Source organism: Blastomonas sp. (assembly GCF_046294995.1).
GTDB lineage: Bacteria > Pseudomonadota > Alphaproteobacteria > Sphingomonadales > Sphingomonadaceae > Blastomonas.
The window spans coordinates 4,062-9,101 of record NZ_JBKBOG010000004.1 but is presented as its reverse complement, the minus strand read 5'-3'; the positions used below and the strand labels follow the sequence as shown (position 1 = coordinate 9,101).

Sequence of the window (5,040 nt, the reverse complement as noted above, 5' to 3'; positions counted from 1 at the left end):
CGCCCGGCGATGCGGACCAGCGCCTGCAGCACCACCGCGAGCACCGCCGCCTTGATGCCCAGAAACAACGCGCCGAACCAGCCGAGCCCGGCAGCATAGGCATAGAGCACCGACAGCGCCATGATCACCGCGACCCCCGGCAGCAGGAACAGCATCCCCGCAGCAAACCCGCCGCGCACTCCGTGCAGCCGCCAGCCGATATAGGTCGCAAGCTGCTGCGCCTCGGGACCGGGCAACAGGTGGCAGAAATTGAGCGCGTGGAGGAACTGCGGTTCGTCAACCCAGCGGTGCCTGTCGACCAGCTCGCTGTGCATCAGCGCAATCTGCCCCGCCGGCCCGCCGAAGCTGAGCAGCCCGATCCGCGCGAAGACGCGGACCAATTCTAAGAATGTGGGGATGTTGGTCGTCATATCGCCCCATAGCCTTAAACCCTGCGAAAACGCAGGATCATCAACGGCAACGCTTGGGGCAATGCACCTGACCGGGGGTTTGCCTGACCCCGATGTCTTGTGATTATCACGAACGGCCAGCGGCGCAACGGATTTTGCGTAGCCTTCGGCACAATGGCACGGAACCGCTTGAAGGACGGCTTTTTGGGGGAATGCGATGGGGAGCCAGACGTCCGGGATTGGGTGGTTAGCGGCCAACACAATCGCTATTCGCGTGTCTCGACCACATGAAGCGTGAACACTGATCCGGAAACATCCAGAGAACAACCCCAAGTCCGAGCCGCGCCAGACACTGCCGCCGGTCTCATTCGCATCAAATCTCCATAAGCAGGCTTAAGTTCGGGAAACATCGCCGCGATCGGTTCGAGCAAGAATCCAGTGTAGTTGCTACTTCTATCTTGGAACACTTTCGTGCTCCCTTTGTGAGACATTACGTATGTATAAAGGGGCATCGATTGCCTCGCCCTGGGTGCCATTATTGTACGACGAAGATACTGGTTTGATCATGGTCCGCAACGGGGTCGGAAAAAGAATTTCCGGTTCTGGCGACATTAGGGCCAAAGCTGCAAGGCAGGTTTTGGGTATGCGCCGATCCGGCGGGAACGGCTGATGGTGGGTGGTTAGCTGCCGCTTGCGAGTATACGCCTTCCTTCGCTCAACGCATCTTCGATAGACCCGAAGACACCAGAACGGGGCTGCGCCCAAATCTGCCAAAATGGTTCCCAGCGCGCATTGCAGGGGAACGATACGTATTCTGGTTTCCACTCGTCCCCAGCTTCATAGCTGCGAACGCGCTCCTCTACGATCATGTAGCGAAAATCTGCTCGATCGTAGATAGCCAATCGAAGTTTCGAGTCGGCGGAGAGTAACTCGCAGTGTCGATACCGAGGTTCCATAGCTGTTAGTTATCAGCGAAAAGCTATGACAGCTATGGGGTCGGAAAAAGAATTTCCGGTTCTGGCGAAATTAGGGCCAAAGCTGCAAGGCAGGTTTTGGGTATGCGCCGATCCGTCATGAACGACTGATTATGGGTGGAAAACGGAAGTTAGGTCGAAGCCCTTTCTGAGGTCGTCGGTGGGCGAACGTGCTGCAACGCGCTTTTTTCGCATGCCGCAAAGGTTCGATAGTTTGAGCGAGCCCCCGAGAGAGAAAGCTTACCGTTCGGTCCGCCCCTAACTTCGTTTGCGTCATGGTCATCCTGTCCATCATCTTCCCAAAAGCACACTGGGCAGATTTCGAAGCCGCCCCGTTCGCTCAGCGTGAGACAGTGACAGCAGGGACAATGATGAGGCCCCTCCTCCGCAGACTTGTAGACGTTCTTGAACTTCATCGCGCCAAGATAACACCGATCGCCTTTGTCTGCTAAGGGGTCGTTTGCAGAACGGCAGTTTTTTTCCAAAAACGCTCCAAAGCCGCCACTCTTCCGCTCAGCCGGAGCGGAGTCGAAGGCCCCCCGCGCCTGTTTCCAACCGTTCTCCGGCGAACGCCGGAGTCCAGGAGTGAGCTTGTACTGCAGTCGCTCTGGATTCCGGCTTTCGCCGGAAAACGGCAAGACTCGATCGCCGACCTTTGGCGCGGGTCTTCGACAGGCTCAGGCTGAGCGGATGTTGGTAGGCGGGTAAAGCCTATTCGCCCGCGATCTTCAGCCCGGTGAAGTTGGCGAGGAACGCGTAGATGTCCGAGAACTCCTCGATGATCTTGTCGGTCGGCTTGCCCGAACCATGGCCTGCGCGCGTCTCGATGCGGATCAGGTGCGGCTTGTCGCCAGCTTCTGTCGCCTGCAGCCGTGCGGTATATTTGAAGCTGTGGCCCGGCACCACGCGGTCGTCGGTGTCGGCGGTCGAGACCATCACTGCGGGGTAATCGGCCTTGCGGATCGTGTGATAGGGCGAGTACTTCAGCAGCGTCTGGAAGTCGGCCTGCTTGCCGGGATAGCCATAATCATCGACCCAATAGCGCCCCGCAGTGAACCGATCGAAGCGCAGCATGTCCATCACGCCCACCGCAGCATGCGCCGCAGCGAACAGGTCGGGCCGCTGGTTGACGACCGCGCCGACCAGCAGACCGCCGTTCGAGCGGCCCTCGATCGCGAGCTGCTCCTTGCCGGTGACGCCCTCGGCGATCAGATACTCGCCCGCCGCGATGAAGTCGTCGAACACGTTCTGCTTGTTGGCGAGCCGCCCGGCATCGTGCCATGCCTTGCCATATTCGCCGCCGCCGCGCAGGCTGGCCTGGGCATAGACGCCGCCCTGCTCCAGCCACGCCAGCCGCGTCGGCGAGAAGCCGGGGGTCAGCGAGATGTTGAAGCCGCCATAGCCATAAAGCAGTGTCGGCGCTGGGCCGGTGACGCTCTTCTTGCGCACGATGAACATCGGCACCTTGGTGCCATCCTTGCTGGCATAGAAGCGCTGCTCGACCACATAGTCATCGGGGTTGAACGCCAGCTTCGGCTCGGCCCAGGGCGAGACCTGCCCCGAGGTCAGGTCATAGCGATAGATCGTCGTCGGACGGTTGAAGCTCGAGAACGAGAAGAACGTCTCGGTCGAATCGAGGTCGCCATCGAAGCCGCCGACCGATCCGATGCCCGGCAGCGGAAGTTCACCCGACGGCTTGCCCGCCAGGTCGAACAGTTTCACGACGTTGCGCGCGTCCTGCAGGTAATTGACCACCAGCCTGCCGCCGACCAGCGACGCGCCCGAGATCACCGCCTCGCCCTCGGGAACAATCGTCTCGAGCGCCCCCTCGTTGCCGTCGATCGCCATCGAGACCACGCGCAGGCGCGGCGCATCCTTGTTGGTGGTGAAATAGATCCGGCCCTGCGCCAGACCGATCATGCTCCAGTCGTTGACCAGATCGGGCACGATCACCCGGCGCGCGTCGCTGCCGTCGAGCGCGATCATCGTCAGCCGATAACGCTCATCGGTGCCGGAGGACGACGTGACCAGCAGGAAGCTGCCGTCATCCGCGACTTCGGCGACGTGGTTGAGCTGCGGCTCCTGCGGCGTCGCGTAGACCAGAGGATCGTTCGCCTGTGCCGTGCCCAGAAGATGGTAGCGGATTTCCTGGTTGGTGTTGAGCGACTGGAACTCGCCTTCCTTGTCGGGCTCGGGGAAGCGCGAATAATAGAAGCCCTTGCCCGCCTTGTCCCATTCGAGCGCGGAGAACTTGACCCATTTGACCTCGTCACCCAGCGTCTTGCCGGTGGCGACATCGAGCACGCGGACGGTGCGCCAGTCGCTGCCGCCGTCCTGCACCGAATAGATCAGCTTGGATCCGTCCTCGCTTGGCACCCAGGCATCGAGCGCGGTGGCGCCATCCTTGGCCCAGGCGTTGGGATCGATCAGCACGCGTTCCGCTCCGGCTGAATCGCGGACATAGAGCACCGCCTGGTTCTGCAGCCCCGAATTGCGGGTGAAGAAATAGCGGCCACCCGCCTCGCGCGGCACGCCGGTGCGGGCATAATCATACAGCGCGCGCATCCGGCTGGCGAGCTGCGCGCGGCCCGGAACGGTGGCGAGATACGCGTTGGTGACCTTGTTCTGCGCCTCGACCCAGGCGGCGACCTTGGGATCGACGCGGACGTCGTTTTCCAGCCAGCGATAGGGATCGGCCACCTTGACGCCGAACTGCTCTTCGACCGTATCGACGGTTTCGGTGACAGGATAGGACAGCGGCGCTTCCTGCGCGATCAGCGGTGCGGATAATGTCATGGCTGCGGTCCCCAGCAAAGCGGCAAGACTGGCGCGAATGCGCATTGGCGATCCCCTATGATATTGATTGGACAAACGAAAACAGGCCGCGAATGTGGACATTCGCGGCCTGTTTGGCAATCGGCGATAGCGTTCAAGGGCCATCAAATCTTTTCGTCACCCCCGCGAAGGCGGGGGTCCCGCTTTCGTGCTGCCGTTGGCGCAGAAGCGGGATTCCTTAAGTTCGCGGGAATGACGGCGGGGTGAGCCCCGCCAATTCGTGATTACGCGCCTTCGTACTCGTCTTCGTCGCTCATCACCGGACCGGAGTCCTGACCCTTGGCGCTGAAGTCGCGATCGACGAGCTCGATGATGCCCATCGGGGCAGCGTCCGAAGCGCGGAAGCCGGCTTTGAGAACGCGGGTGTAACCGCCTTCACGGGTCTCGTAGCGCGGTGCGAGGGTGTTGAACAATTTGGCGAGCTGGGTTTCGTCCATCAGACGCGCCATCGCCAGACGACGGTTGGAAAGACCGCCGCGCTTGGCCAGGGTGATCAGCTTTTCGACATAAGGACGCAGTTCGCGTGCCTTGGGAAGCGTGGTGGTGATCTGCTCGTGCTTGATCAGCGAGGCTGCCATGTTGCGCAGCATCGCGATACGGTGCGAGCTCGTCCGCTGCAGCTTGCGCTTGCCAATTCCGTGACGCATTTTTCAGGACTCCATTCGTAAGGGGGCCGTCTGAGGTACCCCGGTCCTGGCAGATCAGGGTTCTGCCGTTACCCAAAAGCCCTCTCCCCTTCAGGGGGGAGGGTTGGGAGGGGGGAAGTCGCCAACATTGGCGCGCGGGGGGGGGGGGCGCCGACCCCCGGGGGGGCGGGCGAGAGCACCGACAACGGGCGGGGG

General features: G+C 61.4%; 4 protein-coding genes. All 4 read right to left on the bottom strand.

Features of this window, described 5'->3' with window-relative positions; all coding sequences use genetic code 11:
* Positions 1-410 (bottom strand): chromate transporter (locus ACK4R0_RS07025; protein ID WP_409672281.1); only part of this gene is annotated, 410 nt, incomplete at its 3' end.
* Positions 411-1,494: 1,084 nt separating this feature from the next.
* Positions 1,495-1,779, bottom strand: coding sequence for a CPCC family cysteine-rich protein (locus ACK4R0_RS07020; protein WP_409672278.1), 285 nt, complete (start codon positions 1,777-1,779; stop codon positions 1,495-1,497).
* A gap of 295 nt (positions 1,780-2,074) precedes the next feature.
* The gene (locus tag ACK4R0_RS07015; RefSeq protein WP_409672275.1) at positions 2,075-4,204 is read right to left on the bottom strand and encodes a prolyl oligopeptidase family serine peptidase; all 2,130 of its coding nucleotides are present in this window, start codon (positions 4,202-4,204) and stop codon (positions 2,075-2,077) included.
* Positions 4,205-4,422: 218 nt separating this feature from the next.
* Positions 4,423-4,845 carry a 50S ribosomal protein L17 gene (rplQ, locus tag ACK4R0_RS07010; protein WP_409672272.1) on the bottom strand — a complete coding sequence of 141 codons (423 nt, stop codon included), beginning with the start codon at positions 4,843-4,845 and terminating at the stop codon, positions 4,423-4,425.
* Positions 4,846-5,040: the final 195 nt, after the last annotated feature.

Coding starts and splice junctions, on each gene's coding strand:
- rplQ (WP_409672272.1), bottom strand. CDS start 4,845: ATGCGTCACGGAATTGGCAAGCGCAAGCTGCAGCGGACGAGCTCGCAC.
- ACK4R0_RS07015 (WP_409672275.1), bottom strand. CDS start 4,204: ATGCGCATTCGCGCCAGTCTTGCCGCTTTGCTGGGGACCGCAGCCATG.
- ACK4R0_RS07020 (WP_409672278.1), bottom strand. CDS start 1,779: ATGAAGTTCAAGAACGTCTACAAGTCTGCGGAGGAGGGGCCTCATCAT.